The sequence below is a fragment of the Polynucleobacter sp. GWA2_45_21 genome, assembly GCF_001830325.1.
GTDB lineage: Bacteria > Pseudomonadota > Gammaproteobacteria > Burkholderiales > Burkholderiaceae > Polynucleobacter.
Genome location: NZ_MHZG01000001.1, coordinates 29,272 through 50,061, shown reverse-complemented (window position 1 = coordinate 50,061; position 20,790 = coordinate 29,272). Strand labels below are relative to the sequence as shown.

General features: G+C 42.9%; 13 protein-coding genes and 1 tRNA gene. 7 read left to right on the top strand and 7 right to left on the bottom strand.

The window, feature by feature from the left end:
* Positions 1–18 precede the first annotated feature (18 nt).
* Genes zorA through A2X74_RS00175 form a run of 4 tightly spaced genes read left to right on the top strand, consistent with a single transcriptional unit; the run spans position 19 to position 8,409 of the window.
* Complete coding sequence (gene zorA, locus A2X74_RS00190; RefSeq protein WP_293627209.1) at positions 19–1,938, top strand: anti-phage ZorAB system protein ZorA; 1,920 nt, start codon at positions 19–21, stop codon at positions 1,936–1,938.
* Positions 1,938–2,672, top strand: a complete 735-nt coding sequence (locus A2X74_RS00185) for a flagellar motor protein MotB (protein ID WP_293627207.1) — start codon at positions 1,938–1,940, stop codon at positions 2,670–2,672. The genes zorA and A2X74_RS00185 overlap by 1 nt, the downstream gene beginning before the upstream one ends.
* A complete protein-coding gene (locus A2X74_RS00180; protein ID WP_293627205.1) occupies positions 2,660–4,462 on the top strand; it encodes an EH signature domain-containing protein in 1,803 nt (600 codons plus the stop codon). Before A2X74_RS00185 ends, A2X74_RS00180 begins: the two co-directional genes overlap by 13 nt.
* A complete protein-coding gene (locus tag A2X74_RS00175; protein ID WP_299763945.1) occupies positions 4,459–8,409 on the top strand; it encodes an SNF2-related protein in 3,951 nt (1,316 codons plus the stop codon). The genes A2X74_RS00180 and A2X74_RS00175 overlap by 4 nt, the downstream gene beginning before the upstream one ends.
* A 162-nt stretch (positions 8,410–8,571) precedes the next feature.
* On the opposite strand, the gene A2X74_RS00170 is transcribed toward A2X74_RS00175, so the two are convergent.
* From A2X74_RS00170 to A2X74_RS00155, 4 genes are all read right to left on the bottom strand, one after another.
* Positions 8,572–9,741: a restriction endonuclease subunit S gene (locus tag A2X74_RS00170; RefSeq protein ID WP_293627201.1), complete on the bottom strand. Its 1,170-nt coding sequence runs from the start codon at positions 9,739–9,741 to the stop codon at positions 8,572–8,574.
* Entirely contained in the window at positions 9,741–11,363 is a 1,623-nt protein-coding gene (locus A2X74_RS00165; protein WP_293627199.1) for an N-6 DNA methylase, read from the bottom strand. The genes A2X74_RS00170 and A2X74_RS00165 overlap by 1 nt, the downstream gene beginning before the upstream one ends.
* Positions 11,364–11,371: 8 nt before the next feature.
* Complete coding sequence (locus A2X74_RS00160) at positions 11,372–13,498, bottom strand: DEAD/DEAH box helicase family protein (protein ID WP_293627197.1); 2,127 nt, start codon at positions 13,496–13,498, stop codon at positions 11,372–11,374.
* A 203-nt stretch (positions 13,499–13,701) separates the two neighbouring features.
* A tRNA-Met gene (locus A2X74_RS00155) sits at positions 13,702–13,778 on the bottom strand.
* Between the two features lie 255 nt (positions 13,779–14,033).
* Between A2X74_RS00155 and A2X74_RS00150 the strand changes: the two genes are divergently transcribed.
* The 3 genes from A2X74_RS00150 to radA are packed head-to-tail and all read left to right on the top strand — an operon-like array spanning position 14,034 to position 17,791.
* Entirely contained in the window at positions 14,034–15,875 is a 1,842-nt protein-coding gene (locus A2X74_RS00150; protein ID WP_293627812.1) for a potassium transporter Kup, read from the top strand.
* 50 nt (positions 15,876–15,925) lie between these two features.
* Positions 15,926–16,381 (top strand): hypothetical protein, encoded by a 456-nt coding sequence (locus A2X74_RS00145; protein ID WP_293627195.1) that lies wholly within the window; start codon positions 15,926–15,928, stop codon positions 16,379–16,381.
* A 45-nt stretch (positions 16,382–16,426) separates the two neighbouring features.
* Positions 16,427–17,791 carry a DNA repair protein RadA gene (gene radA, locus A2X74_RS00140; RefSeq protein WP_293627193.1) on the top strand — a complete coding sequence of 455 codons (1,365 nt, stop codon included), beginning with the start codon at positions 16,427–16,429 and terminating at the stop codon, positions 17,789–17,791.
* A 12-nt stretch (positions 17,792–17,803) separates the two neighbouring features.
* Here the strand turns inward: radA and prmB are convergent, their stop codons facing one another.
* Genes prmB through dapD form a run of 3 tightly spaced genes read right to left on the bottom strand, consistent with a single transcriptional unit; the run spans position 17,804 to position 20,725 of the window.
* A complete protein-coding gene (gene prmB, locus A2X74_RS00135; protein WP_293627191.1) occupies positions 17,804–18,700 on the bottom strand; it encodes a 50S ribosomal protein L3 N(5)-glutamine methyltransferase in 897 nt (298 codons plus the stop codon).
* Between the two features lie 36 nt (positions 18,701–18,736).
* Positions 18,737–19,888, bottom strand: a complete 1,152-nt coding sequence (gene dapE, locus A2X74_RS00130) for a succinyl-diaminopimelate desuccinylase (protein WP_299763938.1) — start codon at positions 19,886–19,888, stop codon at positions 18,737–18,739.
* 9 nt (positions 19,889–19,897) lie between these two features.
* Positions 19,898–20,725, bottom strand: coding sequence for a 2,3,4,5-tetrahydropyridine-2,6-dicarboxylate N-succinyltransferase (gene dapD / locus A2X74_RS00125; RefSeq protein WP_215333495.1), 828 nt, complete (start codon positions 20,723–20,725; stop codon positions 19,898–19,900).
* Positions 20,726–20,790 lie beyond the last annotated feature (65 nt).

The following is a 20,790-nucleotide window of genomic DNA, read 5'->3' as shown; positions in this document are numbered from 1 at the left end:
TAGGTAATTAAGGAAAAAATGAATTTTCTTTCGCATTTAAACCCCGTAATTTTGGGTATTGTTTCAATATTTGTTTTGGGCCCATCTTATCTTTACTATAAACATTATCAAATCCCAGCCAACCAACTAAAAGCTCGGTTGATAGAAATAAATGCACTATTAGCTGAACTATCTTTAAGAGACTTTGGTGCAGTTATACCGGAGGAGCTAGCAGACTTATTTCGTGAAAAACCGTTTCTCAATTTATGGCGAGAGTATCGCCAAAGCCTTCATGTAATGACAAGCGAGGATGGTGAGAAGAGCAGCATTCGAGCTACCTCTAGCTCAGAAATGTATTTCAATAAGGAGTCAATTGTTGACACCTATGTCAACGCAGACTTTTATAAGCACTTGCCAGGGATTTTGACGGGCGTTGGAATTATTGGAACCTTCAGCGGGTTAGTGTGGGGTCTTGGTAAATTTAATTCTGAAGCTGCTAGTGACACTTTAAATTTATTGCTTGGCGAAGTAACCTCGGCATTTATTGGTTCAGGATTTGCGATTTTCTTTGCAATTCTCATTACTTTTTTCGAAAAACGAGTATTAAACCAGTGCTATCAGCAAGTAGAAGAGTTAAATAAATCACTCGATAGTATCTATGCAGCTGGAGTTGGAGAGGACTATCTCGCTCGCCTTGTAAAAGCCTCTGAAAGTTCCGCTACACATGCAGCAAGCCTTAAAGATGCTCTGATTAGAGATCTTGAGGAATTGATGAATAAACAATCAGTTCAAATTAGTGGCTCTATTGGTGAGGCACTGAAAGCCCCTCTGGAAAAAATTGGCGGCGTAGTGCAAGACTTTTCAAGCGGGCAAGGTCAGGCAGTTTCAAGTCTTCTGGAAAACTTGATAGCTGGCTTCATGGAGAAAATGGATCAAACGTTTGGTTCTCAGATACAGGGGGTTAATGAGGCAATTCAACGTTCCTCCGATGCTATGGTATCCGTTCAAACAGCGCTAACTGGCTTGGTTCGCGACATCTCTACCGCTGGAGAGGATGCAACAAACCAAATGTCTAAAAAGCTAGAGGAGTCTATGGAGCGGGCTGCACAGGCCCAAGAAAGAATGAATGAGCAGTTAAGGGCGTTTATTAACGAGTTGAAGGAATTAATTATTCAACAACAGGGCGAAACTAAAAATGCCATGGATGAAACTATGAAAAAAGTTTTATCTGAATTAGAGGCGGCAATTAGAAGTATCTCGACTGAGCGCGGAGCTCAGATCGACCAAGATAGAGACAGAACCAAAAACTTGACAGACTCTACCAAAGCTCTTTACGGTGGATTATCAGAAAATGTTTCTAAGTTAATTGAAGATATAAAAAATTCCACAATTAAGACTGAACAAAATATTAGCGAGATCCAACGCGTTTCCACAAGCGCCATTTCTGGAATGAATGATGGTGCATTGAATATGAAAATTGCGGCTGATAAATTCACAAATGCCGGTGATGCTGTTAATAATGTTCTTGAGCAAAGCAAGGGTATTACTACAAAAATGGAAGAAGCGGCTTCAACACTTCAGTCAACCAGCTCAATGGTTAGGGAGCTATTTGATGGCTACCAGCAGTCAAAACGTGAAAATGAGAAGTATGTTCTTGAGCTTACTGGACTCGTAGAAATTGCGAGAAGAGAGGCCGGCGTAGGTGAGAAGATTGTTGGTGAAATGGAGCGTGTCATAGGCACCATGAGAACAGCTGAGGCATCTAGCACACAGTATCTCGATAAGATCAATTCAGTACTCAAGGATTCATTTGAAACATTTAATGCTGAAATGCTGTCTTCCGTTGAAAAAATGAACAAAGAAAATGTTCAGATTCTCAGTTCCGCAGCAAGTTCATTGAGTAGTGCTGTTGAGGTAATGGTGGCTTCCGTGCTGAAATTACGCAAGGAAAATAATTAATGTTGTTTGGTCGCTCGCCTAAAAGGTCAAGAAAAGATGAGGCTGAAAAGCCCTTCTGGATTTCCTTCTCTGATTTGATGACTGCTTGTATGACTTTATTTTTAGTTGTTATGGCGGTCACTATTGTTTCACTGGAAAAGAAATATTCAACAAAGGAGTCTTTCGAGCGAACAAAGGCTGTTGGTCAGTGCTTTGATGAGTTGAGGGGTGAGGCAAAAAATTTGTTTCCTGAAGCTAAGCTTGATTACAACTCCGTTGATGCGATTCGTATTAATCTAGGATCGATTGTTAATTTCCAGTCCGGACAGTCCAATATCAGTCCAGAAGGAGTTAATTTTTTAAGGAAATATATCCCTTCTATATTGAGCGCTGTTAAATCTTCTGCTTGTAAGCAGTACTTCAGGCGAGTTGTCGTAGAGGGCTATACCGATACCGATGGGGACTATCTCTTCAACTTAGATCTATCTTTAAGGCGTAGTCAGCAGGTGGTGTGCTCACTCTCGCCTGAATTAGGGTCGTCTATTCCAATTTCTCAGGCTGTTCAAAATGAGATTAGAGACTTATTTTTAGTAGGCGGATTCTCTTTTAATTCCTTCAAACCCTCAAAAGCAGAAAATCGAGTTGTAGTTCTTAAGCTTGAGTTCTGGCAAGTTGGCGAAGAGGCAAAATTTAATAGTGAAAATCCTAAGCGCGTTGATTTGTCAGATAAGAAGTTTGGTAAATGTTGGAATTAGATCGTCTAAGACAATCTCTTAATCAAATTACAGGTGCTTTAGCGCCTCGGAAAGAGCTTTTTCAACAAAAAGAGCAGTTAAATTCACTTGAACTAGTCTTTGAAGAAATAAAAAAGAAATTCAAAAATGCCGGTAGCCCTCCTGAGGCTCTTGCTCTTAAAGCAGCCTCCCGTTTTTTGTCTGGAGAGGCTCAATTAGATGAAGTAGACATTGATTTAATTGCATTTGCCTTAGCTAAACCTGTTGGATCAACGCTGGAAAGCACCCTTTTTAATAATGAGGGCAAACTTAAAGCGCTACTTGATAACTATTCTGCTAAATGTACTTCCGGTAGAGACATGTTGATTACTTGGCGCGGTGTAATGGGGGCTTATTTTGAATTAAGTCCTAATAACTCACCAAATCGACAACAGTTTGAAGGATCCCTTGAGGACATTAGACGCTTTTTGATCTCTACATGGAGCTCAGTTTTAGGTTCTACAGAGTTAAGGCTTTCTTGGATGAAGGCGATAGATGAAAACATCGAGCTATTGGGTAAAAATCCCTGTGATCAGTTTGCTAAGCAGTGGTTTGACGGGCATGAAGACTTGGTGCTAAGGATCTCTGGAGATCTTCAAATTTCCTCAAATAGTTGGTTCTGGGAGAGGCTCTTTGTTACATGCCTTCAAAACGTATTAAATTTTGATGAATTTGGCTTTAAAAAGGCGATCCCTAAATTACTGAAATTGTTTGATAAACACAAAATTTATCGAGATAAAGGTTTATGCGCTGTTTTGGATAGGTATGCGATTTGTTCGGATACAAGCGTTAATGAAATGCTGAAAGAGTATGCGTTAGATTTATGGGCTAGTCCTGAGGGGCATGAATTAGCTGGATCAAAGTGGAAATTTGTTAGTAAGCCAGCTCTAGCAATGGTTCTTAATTGGGTTCATGAAACCAATTTACGTCTATTCTTCAAGTTGCTTAAAGAGCGGGGTCATGCTGACGATGAAAGATTAAATTTCTGGTTGAAATTTATCCCTCAAGTCAAATCTTCAAGGCTAGCTTTGGGTCCGACTTCTCGGGGGCTCGTAGAAAGTAGGGCGGACTATAAGAAGGTCTTTAAAAGGGATGGGCATGCTTATTCCCAGTTGCGCGAAGATCAAAATCCAGGAAATGATGCCTTTTTAATGACGATTGGAAATTGCTTGATCGTGGATTTTAGTATTGGTGGCGGATGTTATGTTTATAGGCATGGTGAGAATCAATTCAATATTACTGACAAATATCATTATTCAAGCACTTCAAGAAAAGGTTTGAAAGAGAAATATAGGACGGGGGGTATGGACTTTGCCCATACTCCTGGTTGGACAGATGCTCATAGAGCGCCAGCAAAATTGCGCAAAGAATATGGCATTACGCCTTCATCGGTTCGCATCACGGGAGCATCAAATTTAAATCAAACAATTAATGTTCGAGATTACTTTACGGGTGGATACTCGGCCGCTCCAGAGGAAATTAAGTTTAGCGTTAAAGACGCGGAGCTTGAAATACCTACATTTGTTCCTACAAACATAGATGTTGAAGTTGCTATCAAGGGTGGGGCTGAAACGCCAAATCCACCAGTTCTATTTAAGTATTTTGAGGCTAAGGCAAAAGCAATTCAATTGGCCAGAGAAAATGGTGTCGAATATCAAGAAGAGAGTGCAAGGTTTATAGTCAAATATATGCGAGATAAAGGACCCGTTGCCGAAAAGCTTGGTTTCTTTGGTTTGAAATTTACTGATGGAATTGGGTGGATCCTACGATGAATTGGCTTTCCAGATTGTTTAATTCGCCCACAGTGAATTCAAAATTAAAGTCAAAAAGTGATTTTGATTTGCTTTCAAGCGATTTGGTATCTCCATCAGTGAGTGCCTCTGGATTTGTTTACGTTTATTCCGGATTAAATTCGGTTGTTACCCAGCAGCATTTGATGGAATGGGCTCTTGAGCTTGAAAGTGGAGGACAGCAGGCCCTATACCTTGCCCAGCTCGTTGATGAGGGTTTAGCCTCTTTTGAAAACGGTAAGTTTAATGTTTACTGGGAGGATTGTTACTACATAAACCATAGCGATGATCATCGGGATAGTTATTTTTTGCTCAATATTCCCCAGATTAAAACGTCTATATGGAAAATTAGCGAGCTAGGGACGGTTTCAGATAAAAAATTCAAAATCATTATCAATGGCGTTGAAGATAGAAATCAAAGACTCAGCCAAATAACTAGAGTAGGTGCCTATTGTCAGAGGGGTAATGAAACTTGGTTAATGCCACCTCAAGAGTGGCTTTTGATTAAGAAGATTGACGACTTCTCTTTAATTAATGATTCCGAAAAAAATCAGCTAACCAATGAGTCAAAATGGGGTGAGATGAGGCCTTTAGCATCATCAGCCAATGCTTCGCTCTCTAAGTATTTAAAAGAAACAGTTGTTATTACTAAAGATACCTTAGATATTTATTTTTCTAAAGGTGACTATGTTGGGGTTGAAGTCGTAACTATCGAACCGGGATTTGAAGGTGCACCTCAAGAATGGCTTCAGGCATTTGATAGGTGGAGTTCTGATTCAATTCCAAAAGATGTTGATTTCTCAACACCTGGTGGGCGCTTACAACTTATTCTGTCTGAACCAGTAAGGGAGGTCCTGGCAGTAATTAAGAGAGAGTTTCCTTCAAGAAGAGCCACCGGAGCTAAAGCTCAAGCCTTCGTTAGAAATCCCTTTGCTGTGCTGGGTGAGTTTGCTCATACAGTCCTCAAAGAAAAACAAATTGAAATTGCCAAACAAGAAGCAGGAATTGTTCCAACTTCATTGTTCATAAAGGCCTATCAAAATGAAGAGGGGTTGCTTAGCGAGGTAATAGCGGTTGTATCAAAAACCTTTGATGACTTTACCTCACAATCTCAGCGTGAAGTAGTAGCATCTATAGGCGATTTGACTGCCTTAGTTGGGGCGATGGATGAGGCAATTGCCAACGAAAAACAATATTTTGTGTGGCGAACTCACACCATTGATATAGATGGTGATACCTATACACAGCTTGAAAATGCCAAAGGAATTCTGTCCGTTTGGAATAATCAAGCTAATTCATTCATTCGTTTTGAGGATGTCTACTGTCTTGAAAACTATGGCGATCAAATTGAAGGAATAGGCCAAGCAAAGCCAATTTATTCTCCATACATAGCTCCGATCAACAAGGGCCCATGGATTCCAGAGAACTTAGTACCTTTATTAAAGGTTAGCCTACCCCCAAACGGGATTGAGACTTACATTCAACTGGATGGTGAATGGCTATCTAATTTTGAAGACAAAATTAAGCTCGCAGAATTAGCTAGAGAAGATATTGTTATTGATGGTCGTTTACCTTTTCCGCTTAATTTGGAGGCAGCAAAGCAATTGTTAGCCGAGCTACAGACCCTATTAAAAGTAGGGGTTGAGGTTGACATTCCACCGCAACCCCCAATTGATGTACCACCTCAGCCTCCAATTGATATTCCACCCGATGGACCTGGCGGCGGCGGAAGTGGTGGCGGCGGTGGTGGGGAAACGCCCCCAAAACCCCCTGGACCTCCAAAAAAGCCAAAGATTTTGAAGGAGACTCTGCTCCTCAAAGATAACGTTTCTCAAATGAGGCATACGGAAACGGAAGAGGCCGAAGGACGTGCCAAAGCTTTAGCGGTCTCGTCGGGCTTTATTCCAACCCTACCGTCAAATTTAAAGCCTGGTATTTCACTTAAGTCTCACCAATTAAAAGGGGTGGCTTGGTTACAGTTCCTGTACTCCAGGTCGCCCACCCTCACTAGAGGGGCGATTCTTGCCGATGATATGGGCTTGGGGAAAACACTTCAATTGCTAACGCTACTGTCAGCACATTACCAATATAAAGCTAATGATCCGCCTTCATTGGTAGTTGCTCCGATAGCATTAATGAAAAACTGGACTAATGAAGCGGCAAAGTTTTTTGACAATTTCCCTGAAATATTATTGCTTCATAGTCGGAATTTAGATATTAGAAGGCAGCCAAAGGGGCAAATAGCTGAGGCATTGATTAATAAAAAAATTGATAGCCTACTCAAGCCCGGATGGCTTGGCGACGCCAAGGTTGTCTTGACAACTTATGAGGTGTTGCGTGATTATGAATTCTCATTAGCTCGCCAAGATTTTACTTACATGATCTGTGATGAGGCTCAGAAGATAAAAACTCCAAATGCTCTTGTTACATTAGCAGCTAAAAAGCAAAAAGCAAAATTTAGGATTGCCTGTACGGGTACTCCTGTTGAAAATTCCCTAGCTGACCTTTGGTGTTTATTTGACTTCGTACAGCCTGGCTTATTGGGCTCTTTACAGGAATTTAGTGATAAGTACCGTAAGCCGATCGAATCCAAGGGGGACTCCGCCGCGGAAATGAAGGCATTACTAAGGGCTTATATAGATCCGCAAATGTTAAGGCGCATGAAGGAGGAAATTGCCTCTGAATTGCCTAAGAAGATGAATATCTCCAATGATTCTTACTTCTTTGAGGGTAAAGACAGGGAAAGGCTTAGGATTAATATCTCTCAATATCAGAGGGGTCTATATGCTGATGGCCTAAGGCAGCTTGAGATTGCTGCCATGGAAAAAGACGCAAAGAGGCGTGGGGCGCTCTCATTTGCTAGCTTACATTTTATGAAAGCTGTATGTGCTGAACCATATTGCTTACCCAGTAGAACTTTTGAAGTCGATAAAAATGGATATGAGCAGCATAAGGCTAACTCTCCAAAAATGAAGTGGCTTCTTGAAGTACTAAGAAATGTTCAAGAGAGCTCGGAGAAGGCAATCGTATTTACAGAAATTCGTGAAGTACAGCGTGCGCTGGCGAAATTCATCCACCACACTTTCAAATTTTCCCCTTTAGTGATAAACGGAGATACCGATGAGCGGCAAGATGTGATTGATGAGTTTCAACAGCGCCCTGGATTCGGGGTAATCATTCTTTCCCCGCTTGCTGCCGGCTTTGGCTTAAATATTGTGGAGGCAAATCACGTTATTCATTATTCAAGAACCTGGAATCCAGCTAAAGAAGGGCAAGCAACTGATAGGGCGTATCGAATTGGTCAAGCAAGAAACGTAAAAGTTTATTGCCCAACAATTATTGCGAACGACTTTGTAACTTTTGAGGAAAATCTAGACAAGTTAATGAGTTTTAAATCTGATCTGGCAGGAGATATTCTTGATGGAGTAGGGTCTGATATATCAATCTCAAGCCTGATGCCAGGCTCTGGCCCGGCAGGATCAAATAACACTCAGAAATATGTAACTATTGACGATGTAGATAGGCTTGATGGAAACAGTTTTGAAGTCTTTTGTAGACTATTGTTATCTCAGGACGCAGTAAGAGCCGAGGTAACTAAAAAGGCCAGGGGGGATGGCGGGGTTGATCTTGTTGTTTTTAAAGAGGGTGGACTAGGTCTTCTTTGTCAATGTAAACATACAGGATCAGAAGAGATTGGTTGGGACGCTGTAAAAGAAATTTCAGCAGGAAGTCCAGCCTATCAAGCTAGGTATCCAGCTGTGCGCTTTCAAAAGCTTGCTATTACCAATAAGTATTTCAATCAAACGGCGAGAGAGCAGTCAATTAATTTAAGCATTAAGTTAATGGAAAGGGATGAATTGCTTGTGCTTTTGGGTAAATATCAAATTTTAAGAGGCGCTCTTGATTTGGAAATACTACAGTCAACTTAATTGGTCAGATAATCAATAGGCAGACTAATTTCTATATTCCACAAGGTCAATACCAAGGCAGTTCAATTGCTCCGATAAACTCACAGCTAAATACAGCTATTAGCACACCAAGACAGGCCCCTCAGGTACCAACAATTAAAGGCTGGTAAGAGCTTAATCAAATTAAGGGAAGAATTTGCTCAGCAAAGATTGAAAGATTTCCTTTGATTTATTCAAAGCAACATTTTGCTTTTCTTTTATGGCCTCTATTTGACTTATTTTCTCATCAAATGAATTTTGAATATGAAGCGGTGGAACTGGTATAGGTAAATCTCTAAGTATTTGAAGATTAATATTCTTTTGTGCCGCTTGAGGAGCATTGGCCTCAAGAATTGGTTGAAGAAAACTCAACCAAGTCTGAACATATCTATTGGTTGCCTTTGACTTATTAACTGTAAAGCCAACAACGCTATCAGGAAAACAGGCCTTAATTTTTAATATACCCGTCTTAGCAATGTTTGCGGCAATAGTAATACAGAGAGTATCAATATCCCATAACTTACTTTGAGCAAGCCCAGCCTCGCTATATGTATTTGTATATGTATCTAGCAAGCCACCACAATTAGAAACATCTCCCGTTTGAATAAATGGGTATTGTCCGCCATACAAATGAGCGGCATCACGAGGCCTATGCCTAGACCTTCCCCTATCCAATACGCCGATATTGGAAAATTTTTCTAAATTCCATCTTTTATCATTTATGACTACATCTCCAAATATCTCGAAAAATATAGCCTTTTTAAGTTCGGCCATAGAGTCAATAAGGGATAGTCTTAGCGCCTGTATCTTTCTTGCTGATACTAATACTTCTAAGACTTCATTAATTTCTTTAGAAGAGGGGATAAGAACTTTCAAGTCAGCAATATCTTTTGGATAGAGATGAATTCCTTTAACAACCTTACGAATTTTAATTTTTGTATTCGGGCTGATAGTCCAAAAGAATAAAAAATCTGGGCTAATACATTGTTTGTTTGCTCTGATAATGAGCCACTCACCAGTTGGTAGAAATCCTACAACACTCTTATCCGCAAAAAATACTTTACTGCCAACATAATCAGCATTATGGGCAGCGTTAAGAATTAATATATCCCCTTCCTGGATCCACCTATCTTTATATTTATCGGCGAGAGAGGAGTCAACAAAACTTTCATTATTTCCCCTAAAAATACCACTTTCACTTACATTCTTAATTTTTAATACGGGATGCCCTTGCTTTCGCTGCTCTAATTTGGAAGGTGTTTTCCCATTAAAGACATGAGCAATACTGCCAAGATTTTTTAAGTCGCCAATCATTAACTTATTTTCTTAAGTAACTCTTTTAGGAGCACTATCTCAACCTTGATTTCATCCTCTACCTGATTCAATTCATCAATAATCTCAAATGGAGAGCGATGAATTGTTTTTGAAAGAGTTAAAGGACGATAAGAACTAGCATCTAATTTGTACTCTTTTTCTTTGATTTTCTCGATTTCTGAGAACCACCACTTTTTAGACCACTCAGATTTTTGATCATGCTTTTGCCATTCCATCCAGCGATCATCAAGGTGTTGATAATCACGCATAGCCTCAGGAAAATCATCTTCCTCTATAGCAACATCATGATTAGTATCCAAACGATAACCATCGTTATCAATTTGTAGGAACATAACTTTGGTTGTTGTTCCACCTTTATTAAATAGGAGTACAGAGGTTTTCACACCAGCGTAAGGTTGAAAAACACCGCCTGGCAAACTAATTACGGCTTTCAATGAATTAGTCTCTAAAAGTTGGCGCCTCAATTCTTTATGAGCATTTGTTGAGCCATATAAAACACCCTCCGGAACAATGACCCCACAACGACCACCTTTTTTAAGGCAGTTGAGTATGTACTTCATAAACAACAATTCAGTTGTAGTGGTATTACCAATCTTTACATCATCAACAATTCGATCTTTATCTACGCTTCCGCTAAATGGCGGATTGGCAAGTACTACATCATAACCATTAAGCGGTATACCTAGCTCTGCTTTTTCTGTCTTATCCATGCTCGTAGTGAGAGCATTTCTTTTCAAAATTCGTACATTTGGCAGGCCCCTCAATGTCAAATTCATTGTCGCCAATCTAACCATCTTTGGATCAACATCGTTTCCGTAGAATGTTTGATTGCCCAGAATTGAGTTTTGCTCCTTACTTAACTTGTCGCCCCAACCCCGAAGAACAGGCTTACCATCCATTTCTATTTCTTCAGTGGCATTTAAAGAGGAGTTAGCCAGGCGAATATAGTTGTAGGCGGCAACAAGAAATCCCGCAGTTCCAGCGGCAGGGTCGTAGATTGTTTCTCCGATTTTGGGATTAACCATCTTTACAACTGATCGGATTACATGGCGCGGAGTTCTAAATTGCCCAAGTTCTCCAGCCTGATTTATTTGCTTGAGAACATACTCAAACAAGTCACCCTTTGTATCAGCGTCTGCCTGATCAAGTCTTAGGTTGTCGATTAACCCGACAATTTGGGTCAGGACTGTAGGTTCATCAACGCCTAAACGAGCGCCATCCATAAAGTTCATGGCTGACTTTTCTGCTATTGATGAATAGAAAGCAAATACTTCGTCTCTGACAAATCTAACGAGTAATTCACCAGTCATCCCCTTTGCCCACACACTCCACCTAAGATGATCTGCGGGTATAGTTAGAGACTTTTTATCTGGCGAGTTGAGTGGATTAACAACTTGCCAATCACCAGAAAAAATACTTTGATATTCTTGCTTGGTTGCTTTTGCTCTTAACTGGTTATCGTAATCAAGACCTTCGATCAAATAGAAGAAGAATAAGAATGACAATTGCTCAGCATTGCTCATCGGGTCGGGATAACCACCGCCAAATAAATAATTCCGTATCTGATCGATACCTTTTCTTAATTCAGGCGTTAAAGCCATATCAATTCCTAATTTATTAGCGCCTGATTGTCAGCGTAGACTGTATCAATATTATCGAAGAGAGTTTTATTAAGGCTTCTAATCATAGCGTCAAGTCCTGCTTTGCCGCCAAAGATTTGTATCGCCCTCTGAATACCGCCCATTGAGGAGAATGGAGGATTCACAAAAAGATATTCATCCCACTCTGTAATTGTTTCAACATTAGCTTTAATCTGCTCAGCCATAATCTTCAGTAATCTGAGTTGATCACTGTTGAATCTATTAACGCCAATCCAAGCCTCGAACTTTAGTCCAAGTTTATTTGCCCTTACCTGTTGTTCGGTTGTGAAAATATAGTTACCCTCATCGTCTAAGGTTACCCACTCTCTACTAGAGGGATCAATGTAATCATTTACGTCCAATACGAGCAACTTCCTTGTTTTACCTTGTGGCTGCTCAGGTGGCTTACTAATCACTACATAACCACCTTCAGTTTTGCCCTCATTATCCTTGTGATAATCCGTAACACCCACAAAATCAAAAATCGTGAAGAGTGATTTATGAATATGATCAGCCTTACGAGTGCCTCGACCTCTCATTTGCTGATAAAGAATAGCGCTCTTAGTAAAACGGGCCATCACTAAATTAACAACTTCAGGACAATCAAAGCCTGTGTCAAGCATATTCACACTTACAAGGATCTTTGGAAGCTCTTCATCCTTGAATCTCTTTATCTTTGTATAGGCATCTATCGTATCGTCAGCGCCTGAATCAGAAACAACAAAATCAGCATACCTAACATCAGGACTTGGCTTTTTATCAGCAAACTCTTGATCAAACATTTGGGCAAGCGTTTCAGCATGGCGCTTATTAACAGCAAAAACAATTGTCTTACCATCAAGAGGGTACCTTTTTACGCCATCTTTTGATGTAAATCCGTCTTCGAGAACCCTTCTGAATTCACGAACCATAGAGCGATTTCGCTCTGGGATAGTGAATTTTCTTTCCAAGGCGCTTGGATCTACAATGATTTCTTTTTTTCCCTCAAACAGCTCTTCAAAAGTTGCTGAAGTTTCAGCATCCATTGCTGACCAATCTAACTCTTTACGCTTAACTGGAAAGCCCTCCTCGCTTGCTGTTTTTACTGTTTTTGCTTTATAGATGTGATAAGGAACCAGATACCCCTCATCAATTGCTTGCTTCATTTGATACTTATAAGTTGGCTCAGTCACCTCAAAAAAGCGAAGGGTATCTTTAACAAACTTGTCATCATCTGTTTCTACTTCATCGCTAGCAATACAAGGCGTAGCCGTTAAACCGATTTGAATTCCATCGAAGTGCTTAAGAACGCCGCTCCACTGACCATAGATTGATCTATGGCACTCGTCACTTATTACTAGATCAAAATAACCTGATGAAAATTTGTGATATTCATTGATCATTGTCTGTAGAGTTGAAATTGTGATCACTTTTTGATCTTCAACAACTCGACCAGCTCTCAACACATAGGCGGGGTAGTCTCTTAATACTTCAGCGAACACATCTTCGGTTTGTTTCGCAAGAGTAATACGATCAACTAAAAATAACACTCTGGTTGCTTGATTGGCTTGAAGTAGTCTCTTAATTAAAGCTCCAGCAGTTCTAGTCTTGCCTGTGCCGGTAGCCATCTCAATCAACATCTTTCGGCGACCTAAAGATATTTCCTTACATACGGCATCTATACATTCGTGCTGATAATCACGACTAGCAATCTTGGAATCAATTGGAATAGTTAATAGATCTACTTTCAGAGTTTTAGCCGCTGACTGTCTCTCCAAGTCAGGCTGACTAAAGAAAGTCTTTACTAATCTTGGATGAGCCTCGTTTTTATAATCCCAAAAACGAATTTCTTCACCATTTGTCAAAAAGATCAAGGGAATATTTAATACTTTCGCATAAGCAAGTGCCTGATCTGCTGCTTGAGCAGGGTTGATTGAGGCCTTCTTTGCCTCAATGACGGCTAATGGCCTCCCGTGACGATCATTCAAAACATAATCCGCCCTCATGGTTCCATCAAGCGGATGTTCAAACCTTACGCTAATTCCATCGGTAATGTTCCAGCCAACATCCTTTAGAAGGTCATCAATTTTTGCTCTGGCAAATGCTTCATTTGACATGTTGAATTTGTTATCAATTTAATTACTTTCATTGTAAGTAGTTCGTCTCGCTGTAGCGAGCTGAACGACTGTAAACCTCTCAAAAACGTTCTTTACGTAAATTGAGGGGGTCCCTTTGCCATTATTTGTCTACGATGCGTCTACGAGGGCCAAGAAAAGTAAAAAGGCTTTCAAGTCGATTAACCTGAAAGCCTTATGAATACTGGTTGCGGGGGCAGGATTTGAACCTACGACCTTCGGGTTATGAGCCCGACGAGCTGCCAGACTGCTCCACCCCGCGTCTGAAGCTGAAATTCTACCATTTTTTAGGGCTCTCTGTCGAGATATACCTGTAAATAGAGCTTAAATAAGCGGTTTTGAGGGGTCAATATCCTCCCTGAGTCAACCTGCATAAGGAGTAACATATTGCCGTGCAACATCACCTTAAGGTTTTGAGATGTCCATTAGCAATCCAGAGTTTTCTAGCTCCACACTTTTGAACCCAGTTGAGGTTCATGGAACAGGCGGCGAGCATAAAAAAAGCCTCGGCGTCATGATGCTTGCGGCGATTGGAGTTGTCTTCGGTGACATTGGTACCAGTCCGCTCTATGCGCTGAAAGAATGTTTTGATCCACAGCATGGTATTGCATTCACACCAGAGGCACTCTTTGGTGTGATCTCCATGATGATCTGGGCCCTGATTTTGGTCGTGACAGTGAAGTATGTCTTGTTCGTTATGCGAGCAGATAACAAGGGGGAGGGTGGCGTTCTCTCGCTGATGGCTCTTGCCCTACGCTCCTTTGATAGCAAATCAAAAAGTTACTTCTTCTTCATGATTATCGGCATGTTTGGTGCATGCATGCTGTTAGGTGAGTCTGTTATCACGCCGGCAATTTCTGTTTTATCTGCAGTAGAGGGTATTGAGATTGCCGCACCCGCTTTGCATAAATTCATTATTCCGATTTCATTGGTAATTTTGGTTGCCTTGTTCCTGATACAGAAGCAAGGCACTGCAGCCGTAGGTAAGTTATTTGGACCGGTTACCTTGGTATGGTTTTTAACTCTCGCTGTATTGGGTATTATTAATATCGGGGAAGCACCTCAGATCATTGAGGCATTTAATCCTGCGTTTGCCGTGCGTTTCATCATCGACCATCCAACCACTGCTTATATTGTGATGGGTGCAGTTGTATTGGTTGTGACTGGTGTTGAGGCACTGTACTTAGATATGGGTCACTTTGGGCGTACCCCAGTGCGTTACGCCTGGTTACTCGTAGTGCTACCTAGCTTGTTAATTAATTATTTAGGTCAAGGTGCTTTAGTTCTATCTAACCCAGAGGCGATTAAAAACCCGTTCTATTTAATGGTTCCAGATTGGGCTTTGTGGCCAACAGTGGGTTTAGCTACTGTTGCTACTGTGATTGCTTCGCAGGCCGTTATCTCTGGCGCTTACTCGCTGGTAAGTCAGGCTATCTTGCTTGGTTTTATGCCGCGTATGAATATCTTGCACACATCCGATTCTGAGCAAGGACAGATTTATATTCCGATTGTGAACTGGGCCCTACTCTTCATGGTGGTTGCAACGGTTGTTTCCTTTAAAGGTTCTATGAATCTGGCAGCGGCATACGGTATTTCAGTGACTACAACCATGCTGATTACAACCATTCTGCTAGCTGTAGTGATGTTCCGTGAGTGGAAGATGAACATCATTTTGGTGAGCTTAGTCACGATCGCCTTCTTCGTAGTTGACCTTGCATTCTGGACTGCCAATTTAATTAAGATTAAAGATGGTGGTTGGTATCCATTAGCGCTCGGTTTATTGTGCTTTACCTGTCTCATTACTTGGTTCAGGGGCCGTCAGATTTTGCGTAAGCGCGCTATGGAAGAGGGTATTCAGCTGGGTAGTTTCATTGAATCCTTGCTCAAGCACCCACCACATCGTGTAGAGGGTACTGCTGTATTCCTCACGGCGCATGTTGATTACCTGCCAGTTTCTTTCTTGCACAACCTTAAACATAACCACGTTCTACATGAGCGAGTTTTCTTCTTGAAGGTCAGCATTTGGGATGTACCTTATGTCAGCGATGAAGAGCGCATCACTATGAAGGATCTTGGTGGCAACATCCATGTAGTACGCGCTATCTATGGTTTTAAAGAAACTCCAGATATGGGCTCCATCATTGATTTGATTGAGAAGACTTTCGGTATGAAGTTTGATTTAATGAACACTTCATTCTTCTTGTCGCGCGATACGATCGTTCCATCAGCAATTCCGGGAATGGCAATATGGCGTGAACGCCTGTTCTGTTGGATGTATCAAAATGCTGGTCGCCAATCCGACTTCTTCAAGATTCCTGCTAATCGCATAGTTGAGCTGGGCGCAAAGGTGGAAATTTGATAAAGCCTGTCAACTTGCGCTCGCTTATTTCATCAGGAGCGTTCCTGCTGGTGTGCTCCTTCAGCACTTTAGTGCTGGCTACTCCTGCCGAAGAAGCTCAGCTTGAGCAGCTCGACAAAATTGAACGTGAGCTGGAGTTACAACGCGATTGGGCTAAGTACCGCTGGGAAAAAACCAACTCTGAGTGCTATCAAAAGTATTGGGTGAACAGTTGCTTGAAAGATTCTCGTGCCCAGTACCGCAAAGAGATTGATCCGATTCGCGCACAAGAAGTCGAGTTGCATAAAGTCCAGCGTAAGTTGCGTGCCAGCATTAAGGATCAGCGCGATGCCGCTAAGATCGCTGAACGTGCCTCTGCTGAAAAAGCGGCTGAGCGTGCAGCCAATCAGAAAGAATTTGAAGAGAAGCAAAAGGCAGCAGCTGCTCGTGCGGCAGATGTTGAGCAACGTCGCAAAGATGCACCTAAGCGTGCTCAAGAGAATAAAGCGGGCACACAGCTCGATTAATTGATTTTTACTGCTGCACTCACTTATTAATTACTAGGTAATACTTTGGCCAAGATTAAAACAATCTATATCTGTCAGTCATGTGGTGGAACCTCTGCTAAGTGGCAAGGGCAATGCCCTTCATGCCAGGCATGGAATACGCTGGAAGAAGGTTTGCCTGAGGCGAGCTCCAATACCCGCTTTCAGGGTTTGGCCCAGTCACTTCCTCGCCAAAAACTTTCTGCCATTTCGGCCGAAGATCTCCCGCGCTTTAGTACTGGTGTCGAAGAGTTTGATCGTGTGTTGGGTGGCGGATTAGTTCCTGGTGGGGTTGTTTTGTTAGGCGGTGATCCAGGTATCGGTAAATCCACCTTACTGCTACAGGCGCTTGCAGAGATGAGTGCTGCTGGCATGAATGTTCTTTACAGTAGCGGTGAAGAATCGGCTGCGCAAATCGCATTACGTGCAAAACGGATCGCATTGGATGCCCCTCAATTAGAAGTGCTGGCAGAGATTCAGCTGGAAAAACTCTTATCCATTATGGATACGGTGAAGCCTCAGGTCTTAGTGGTGGACTCTATTCAAACCCTGTACTCAGAAGTATTGAGTTCAGCTCCAGGTTCTGTTGCGCAAGTGCGTGAGTGTGCTGCGCAACTGACGAGAGCTGCTAAATCCAGTGGCATCTGTGTCCTGATGGTAGGGCATGTGACAAAAGATGGTCACTTAGCTGGTCCCCGTGTGCTCGAGCACATTGTTGATACAGTTCTCTACTTTGAGGGTGATACGCACTCTTCATTTAGATTGGTTCGCTCGATTAAAAACCGTTTTGGTGCAGTCAATGAGCTCGGCGTCTTTGCTATGACTGAAAAAGGTTTGCGTGGCGTCGCTAATCCTTCTGCCATTTTTCTATCCCAACATGCGGAGATGGTGCCCGGCGCCTGTGTATTGGTAACGCAAGAGGGTAGTCGCCCACTCTTGGTAGAAATTCAGGCTTTAGTAGATACGGCGCATATTCCCAATCCACGTCGCTTAGCAGTTGGTTTGGAGCAAGCTCGCCTTGCAATGCTCTTGGCAGTCTTGCATCGTCATGCTGGTGTAGCGTGCTTTGATCAAGACGTCTTCTTAAACGCAGTGGGTGGCGTGAAGATCTCCGAGCCAGCGGCTGACTTGGCAGTGTTATTGGCAATCCAATCTTCGATTCGGAATAAAGCCTTGCCTAAAGAGTTAATTGTTTTTGGTGAGGTTGGTTTGGCTGGAGAGATTCGTCCTTGCCCACGGGGCCAGGAGCGCCTGAAAGAAGCAGCTAAGCTTGGCTTCACGGTGGCAATTATTCCCAAGGCCAATATGCCAAAGACAAAGATTCCGGGATTAAGGGTGATACCAGTAGAGCGAATTGATCAAGCTATCTCTGCGGCTGCAGAACTCAGCTAAGACATCAATAAGTTAACGCAAGTCTTCCGCTTGAATGAGTAGGACTTGCTCATCGCCTGCAGACACTTCCATCCAAATGACAGGGATCTGTGGGAATGCCTTTTTAAAGTGCTCATACTCATTGCCAATCTCAATCAGAATGGCACCACGCTCAGATAAGTAGTCGGGAGCACCAGCAATAATCTTGCGAATGAGATCCATGCCGTCATCACCGCCTGCTAATGCGAGGGCAGGCTCTGCATGATATTCAGCGGGTAGGGCGTTCATGGAATTGGCGTTGACGTAAGGCGGGTTGCAAATGATCAGGTCAAAAAGATTATCTTCGTGGGGCTCTGGTAGCGCATCCCAGAGATCACCTTCAAAAAGTTCTACTTGAGAGGTGAGACCATGGCGATCCAGGTTGCGAGATGCCACTGCTAATGCAGGCAAGCTAATGTCACAAGCACTGACATGAATATCTGGGCAGGATAAAGCCAGCAAAATCGCTAGAGAGCCATTGCCAGTGCAAAGATCGAGCGCTTTGCCATCGGCAGGCAACCAAGGCTCTAGTGAGCCATCTACGATAAGTTCTGCAATCCATGAGCGGGGAACAATGCTCTGCTCGCTAGAGAAAAATGGCACACCCATCAACCAGGCCTCACCCAAGATATACGCCAAGGGCTTGCGTGTAGAGATGCGAGTTTGTGCAACCTCAAAACCGCTAGCAATTTGCTCGGCAGTCATGATCTGCTCTAAGTGATCGAGTGCATCAGCAGGGCTGAGATCTAGTTGTTTGCTGACAATCCACAGAGCTTCACTTTGCGCATCGATGGCGCCATGACCGTAATGTAAATCTGCCGCTTCTAGTCGTTGTGCAATTTGATCAATGCATTGATCAAGAGATAGAGATTGCTGGGGCGCAGGATCCATTAGGAATTGATGTCGGAAGTAATTAGCTGAATATGTTTAAGCAACGAGTTGCTCGAGAGTCTTGCGGAAGATATTTTTGAGTGGCACAACATCATCCACATTCACACACTCATCAATTTTGTGGCTCGTCGCATTAATCGGGCCAAACTCAACAACCTCTTTGCAAATCTTTGCAATGAAGCGGCCATCACTCGTGCCGCCAGTGGTAGAGAGTTCAGTATCGATTTTGGTTTCGGATTTGATGGCTTTGCGTAGAGCGCCAGCAAGGGCGCCATCACCAGTGATAAATGGACTGCCGCCTAAGACCCAATCAACTTCAAACTCAAGACCAGCGGCGCTAAGAATTGCTTCTAGGCGGCTACGCAACTCTTCTGGTTTGCTCTCAGTGGAGAAGCGGAAGTTGAAATCCACTACCAACTCGCCTGGAATGACGTTGTTCGCACCAGTGCCCGCATGAATATTGGAAATCTGAAAGCTGGTTGGCTGGAAATATTCATTACCCTTGTCCCACTCAGTCTCAACTAGTGCCTGAATCGCAGGTGAGGAGATATGAATGGGATTTTTGCCAAGGTGAGGGTAGGCAATATGCGCCTGAATACCCTTGATTCGAAGCTTGCCTGAGAGTGAGCCTCGACGACCATTTTTAATCATGTCGCCTAGTTGATCAACAGAAGTTGGTTCACCAATCACGCAGTAATCTAAACGCTGACCATGCTTTTGCAAGCGCTCACACATGATGACGGTGCCATCGTTCGCTGGACCTTCTTCATCACTGGTAATTAAAAAGGCAATCGAGCCTTTGTGATTGGGGTGGGTAATGACAAATTCTTCTGTGGCGACCACAAAGGCAGCTAACGAGGTCTTCATGTCCGCAGCGCCACGACCGTAGAGCATGCCATCTCGAATGGTTGGGGTAAATGGATCATTAGTCCACTTTTCCAATGGGCCAGTAGGCACCACATCAGTGTGGCCAGCAAACATTAAGACTTCACCTTGATCGCCTGATGTACCTTTTTTGATTGCCCAAAGATTAGTGACCTGGAAATTCTCGGGACCACTGATAACGCTTTCTGTATGAAAACCAATTGCTTGAAGCCGATGGGCAATGAGCTCCTGACAGCCACCGTCCGCTGGAGTGACCGAGCGGCAGGAGATGAGGGCTTCAGTTAACTCGAGGGTAGCGCTCATAGATCTAACTTAATCACGCAAGAGTTCGTTAATGGCGGTCTTTGCTCTAGTTTGGGCATCGACCTTCTTCACAATGATCGCAGCGTACAGGCTGTACTTGCCGCAAGCTGATGGAAGTGAGCCTGGGACCACAACAGAGCCTGCTGGCACACGGCCATAATGAATTTCACCAGTTTCGCGGTCGTAGATCTTGGTGCTTTGACCAATATAAACACCCATAGAAAGCACGGCGTTTTCTTCAATAACGACACCTTCAACGACCTCAGAGCGGGCGCCGATAAAGCAGTTATCTTCAATAATGACTGGGCCAGCTTGGATTGGCTCTAAAACACCACCAATGCCAACGCCACCAGAAAGGTGAACGTTTTTACCGATTTGGGCGCATGAGCCTACCGTTGCCCAGGTATCAACCATGGTGCCTTCACCGACATAAGCGCCAATATTGACGTAGGAAGGCATTAAAACAGCGTTTTTGCCAATAAATGAGCCGCGGCGAGCCATTGCAGGGGGAACTACGCGGAATCCGCCATTGGCGAAGTCTTCTGCCGTGTAGTGCTCAAACTTGCTTGGCACCTTGTCGTAGAACTGGGTATAGCCACCAGCACCCATGGGTTTGTTGTCTTCCAGGCGGAAAGATAGCAAAACTGCCTTCTTTACCCACTGGTTTACTTCCCATTTGCCGACGCTACGGCGTTCAGCCACACGAATGCTGCCTGTATTTAGGCCTTCGAGAACAGCGTTCACGGCGTTGCGGATTTCCCCGGAAACGGCTTCAGGAGAGAGGTTTGCGCGGTTTTCCCAGGCTTGTTCGATGATGCTTTGTGGTGATTGGCTCATGCTTTTCGGTTAACTATCAGATTGTTAAGGGGTTTTGCCCCTGGAAGTAGATTAATCATTATATC

Excerpts from the sequence above, each read along its gene's own strand:
- zorA (WP_293627209.1), top strand. The coding sequence starts at position 19 with ATGAATTTTCTTTCGCATTTAAACCCCGTAATTTTGGGTATTGTTTCA.
- dapE (WP_299763938.1), bottom strand. The coding sequence starts at position 19,888 with ATGAGCGCTACCCTCGAGTTAACTGAAGCCCTCATCTCCTGCCGCTCG.
- A2X74_RS00175 (WP_299763945.1), top strand. The coding sequence starts at position 4,459 with ATGAATTGGCTTTCCAGATTGTTTAATTCGCCCACAGTGAATTCAAAA.
- prmB (WP_293627191.1), bottom strand. The coding sequence starts at position 18,700 with ATGGATCCTGCGCCCCAGCAATCTCTATCTCTTGATCAATGCATTGAT.
- A2X74_RS00160 (WP_293627197.1), bottom strand. The coding sequence starts at position 13,498 with ATGTCAAATGAAGCATTTGCCAGAGCAAAAATTGATGACCTTCTAAAG.
- dapD (WP_215333495.1), bottom strand. The coding sequence starts at position 20,725 with ATGAGCCAATCACCACAAAGCATCATCGAACAAGCCTGGGAAAACCGC.
- A2X74_RS00170 (WP_293627201.1), bottom strand. The coding sequence starts at position 9,741 with ATGATTGGCGACTTAAAAAATCTTGGCAGTATTGCTCATGTCTTTAAT.
- A2X74_RS00150 (WP_293627812.1), top strand. The coding sequence starts at position 14,034 with ATGCTTGCGGCGATTGGAGTTGTCTTCGGTGACATTGGTACCAGTCCG.
- A2X74_RS00165 (WP_293627199.1), bottom strand. The coding sequence starts at position 11,363 with ATGGCTTTAACGCCTGAATTAAGAAAAGGTATCGATCAGATACGGAAT.
- A2X74_RS00180 (WP_293627205.1), top strand. The coding sequence starts at position 2,660 with ATGTTGGAATTAGATCGTCTAAGACAATCTCTTAATCAAATTACAGGT.
- A2X74_RS00185 (WP_293627207.1), top strand. The coding sequence starts at position 1,938 with ATGTTGTTTGGTCGCTCGCCTAAAAGGTCAAGAAAAGATGAGGCTGAA.